This window comes from Flavobacteriales bacterium (assembly GCA_013001705.1).
GTDB lineage: Bacteria > Bacteroidota > Bacteroidia > Flavobacteriales_D > JABDKJ01 > JABDLZ01.
Genome location: JABDLZ010000226.1, coordinates 1 through 3,925, shown reverse-complemented (window position 1 = coordinate 3,925; position 3,925 = coordinate 1). Strand labels below are relative to the sequence as shown.

At 49.5% G+C, this 3,925-nt stretch carries 3 protein-coding genes; all 3 read right to left on the bottom strand.

The features are described from left to right. The coding region (locus HKN79_09110; protein ID NNC83725.1) for a DUF1501 domain-containing protein at positions 1-792 on the bottom strand (792 nt) is incomplete at its 3' end. Between the two features lie 21 nt (positions 793-813). Next, entirely contained in the window at positions 814-2,619 is a 1,806-nt protein-coding gene (locus tag HKN79_09105) for a DUF1800 family protein (GenBank protein ID NNC83724.1), read from the bottom strand. A gap of 292 nt (positions 2,620-2,911) precedes the next feature. Then, positions 2,912-3,925 (bottom strand): DUF2330 domain-containing protein (locus tag HKN79_09100; protein NNC83723.1); only part of this gene is annotated, 1,014 nt, incomplete at its 5' end.

Below are 3,925 nucleotides of genomic sequence, written 5' to 3'. Positions count from 1 at the left end.
GTCTTTAATCGTATTGACATAGGTGCTTTTATAGATATCGGCATAGCTCTGGTCGAGCATATTATCTATGGCCTGTGAGCGGATCTGATTGGCGACCCATGTATCTCCATAACCCGCAATGCCTAGTGAACCCTGATTAGAAATCGCAAATTCCACGGTGTCCTGTCCTCTCTGGAAGATATTGGTGCCGCTCAATGAGATATTCATAGAGATGTTCTCATTGGTATTCATGGATTGGATCATATCGGACATACGACCTCCCCATCCAGTGGCGCTCCGCTCGTCCGGTCTACCGGTCTGCCACTGCTGAGCCTGATCGGCATGGGAATACAGCCCCAAGGGCAAGGGATGCAGTCCGCTGTAATATTGATCCCGTGTGGTGGGTTCTATCATGGACCCTACATTGGCAATGAAACTGACCTTTTCGTCATTGAACAATTGCTGGAGCTCCGGCATGGATGGGTGTATCCCATAGTCCGTACCGGGAGTATTGATGGGTGAGATGGTCAGTAGGTCTCCAAGTGGGATAGCCAGATTGGAGCGGGTCACTGCATAATCACTGTAGGCATCACCCGTAGGGATGAGCATATTGTACGAATCATTCCCACCACCGAGCATCAGGCAGATCAAGGCCCTATACTCATCATTGGGGAGCAATGCAGAATTATCAGCTGCAGCAGCCTCAAAGGCTTTCAGATTCAAAAGCGATGAGAACAATGTGGTATACCCTACTGCTGCGCAGCTGGTCGTCCCTAGGAATCTCCTTCTGGATATGTTCTTTTTTTCTTCCATGTCGTTGTACCTTGATTCTGATTATTTGAGGATGACATAATCCGGACCGATGAGTATCATGAACAGCGCGAATCGAGCACGCCAGCTCAGATAGTCCGGACCCATGTTGGAAAGGGTCATCAATTCCATGGAAGAGCGGATATTCTCTCTGAATTCCTCGGTCATCTGTCCATGTGTATACGTCTTGTCCAGTTCGTTGATAAGCACTTCGGGATCTCTGGCCAGATCTTCCAATTCATCCACTGAGACGAATACCGGATCGACATTCTCCCAGGAGTACATCAGCGCCCAATACCATGTCCATAGAGTCGCTTCGTTGAGATATCCGATACTCGTACGGGAGTTGTGGATCTCGAATTCCGGACCAAAGAGATCGGCATCAGCTATGGGACCATTTGGTTGGAAATCCGGTAGGTAGAAATTGAATACCGTTCGGGATGCAAAGGGGATCTGCTCGGTATTCTCGAAGAAGGAGTATGCGATATTCCAATAATTGGCATCAGTCGAGAGCTTATCTACATTGCGTGAGAAGTAGGCATAGCGGTAGAATGGAGGGATGAGCTTCCCTTGCTCGGGATGCTGGATCCACTCGCAGGTACGGGCCTCTTCATCCAGAAGGACCGCTTTGACCACGGCCAGCATATCTCCTCTGACTCCTTGACCATTGTCATTGAATGCTTCGGCCACACGTTGCACATAGCCGGGTGTAGGATTGGACTTGACCATATTCTGTATCAATCTCCGCCCGATGAAGGGTCCTACATTGGGATGGTCGAATAGGTGGTCCAAGGCGTCCTGTATGTCCTCTATGCCGGATTGACCATCTGGTATCACGTATCCATTCAACAAGGTCTTAGGCCCCGGCTCATGGAAGGGCTCGTACATAGTCATAGGAACGGAGAAATCACAGAGGTATCTGGTAAGCCCGAAATAGGGTTCCTCGACTCCGAAGTCATTCTCGATCACTTCACCAGGACCTAGACCGGTGAATACCTTGGCCAGTTCTTTGATCTCGTTTATCCCATATGTAGGGATCGGTTGCTGATTACTGTCCAGCACAAAGGTCCCATCGGTATTGAGTTCATAGAGTCCGATACTGAAGAGTTGCATGATCTCCCGTGCGTAATTTTCATCGGGGTGGATGTTCAGTGAGTCGATGGTCAATGGATTATTGAAGTGGCTGAGGTAAACACCCATGGTGGGTGACATGGTGACCTCTTCCAATAAATCCCGATAGTTCCCAAATGCATGGTCGATCAAGATGTCATGATAGACAGCTACCCCATCCACATGTTCTTCCAAGTTACTCGCCAACGAGACCACCAGGATCTCACTCAGAGCCATCGCCACTCGCTGTCGCAATAGGTCCTCGTTGGTCATGTTGGTCTGCCACCATGCGTACTGGAAATGCTGAAATCCGGGATAGAAATAATCATCGGGGTCATTGCCATCTTCTATCCAGATGGCCAAAGCTTCTTGTATAATGGTCCACATGAGGGCCCGCTGACTGACATAGGGTCGGTCCACTTGATCATCGATCCAAGCTTCGATACCCATATCCAATACTTCTTGCACATGCTCCTCCTCGAATCCGAGTGTGGACTGTGCTAGGAATCGCGTGACTTCCATGTAGTCCGCATCCAATCCGGACCCATCGATCGTATTCTCACCAGAAGCCATCTGGCTCCAGCCGAAGGCCTGATAATCACTACTGGTTGTTACGGTAACTCCTTCAGAATGACCTGCACCTATGTAGTCTTCATAGATCTGTGCTTCAATCGAATGGATAAGGAAAAGGGCTGACAGGGAGTAGAGGATTCGCTTCATGATACTGTGCCTTTATACGTATTGTAAGATAATAAGAACAGCCGCTGATCATCAACGAGATCCCTCCGGTAGGTTGAAATGCCAAGGTCGTTCTTCATCATGGGTCTTGGTCTGGTGGTTCTGTTCTTATGACCCTGAGCAGGAACAAAGGTTTGATCCATGCCCGGATTTATTGTGTGACGTTCTGGAAATTCAGTTTGTTACATCCCACTCAATAAAATTCTGAAAAAGAAAAGAGGCACTGAAGAGCGCCTCTTTTCAATCCGAACAGGTACCTGTTCATCATAGCAAGTTATTTCGCCACGTGCTTCGGACGAGCACCATAGAACAACCAGAAGATGGAGAACAGGCTGAAGGCAAGTAGACCTACTATGGCTTGCCATGACCCTCCGCCCGGGCCATTGCTATCTCCTGGAGCAGGCACAAAAGGAATCATAGAACCCCGGTTCGGCTCATGGATCCGGTCCGAGTACTCATAGATATATCGTGCATAGCGCGGATCGTTCCAGCCGGTCAATGCCGCCAATTCATCCACTTCACGCTTTCTTCTGAATTCCAGATCACGCAGGTAGTCCTGCCCTTGCTGACAGCTCATATCCCCGGTCGCTGGATTGGTGATGATGTACCGGCCCTGGGACTGCTCGGCATTGGGGGTGACTTGGAAGAATAGATCCTGAGGGAACTCCTCCCTGCTATAGCGCACATGCAAGCGAGTGAAGAAGATACTGCTCGACCAAGCATTGTTGGGATCCACCCAATCGGCACCAGCATCAACGAATTCCTGGTACATGGGAGGTGGGCCTACGCAGGGATCGCACTTCATCCCGAAATTGGGAGTGACATTCCAAGCATACTCAAGAAACACGGAATTTCTTCCTTCCCGGTCATGCGCCATGGCGAATAGGTCTTTGTAGAACTCTCCGAACCTGCCTTTGTCCTTGACGAACTTGGGGATATTCCTATCGGTCGGGATCTTCACTGTCCGATAATTGGTGCATTCGATCCTACCCTGTCGCGTGAAGGCGTACACGATCATATCCTGCTCACCATCAGCATTGGCCATTCCAAGTCGGATGGGCAGCATGAAGCGATCGGAACGGTACTCTATCTGCAGTGGTCTGAGATAGTCGGTCTGGCCGGAAGGGATCTTCTCCTTATCCACCTTGACCACGAAGAATTTCAGTTTGTTCTTGATGTAGGGATCGAGCACTTCCTCAGCCTGCTCGGGAATCTTATATCCATTCTCAATCAACCACCTTTTCAGACCGGTGCTCTCCTTGGCACTTAGAATGATGACATCGTATTC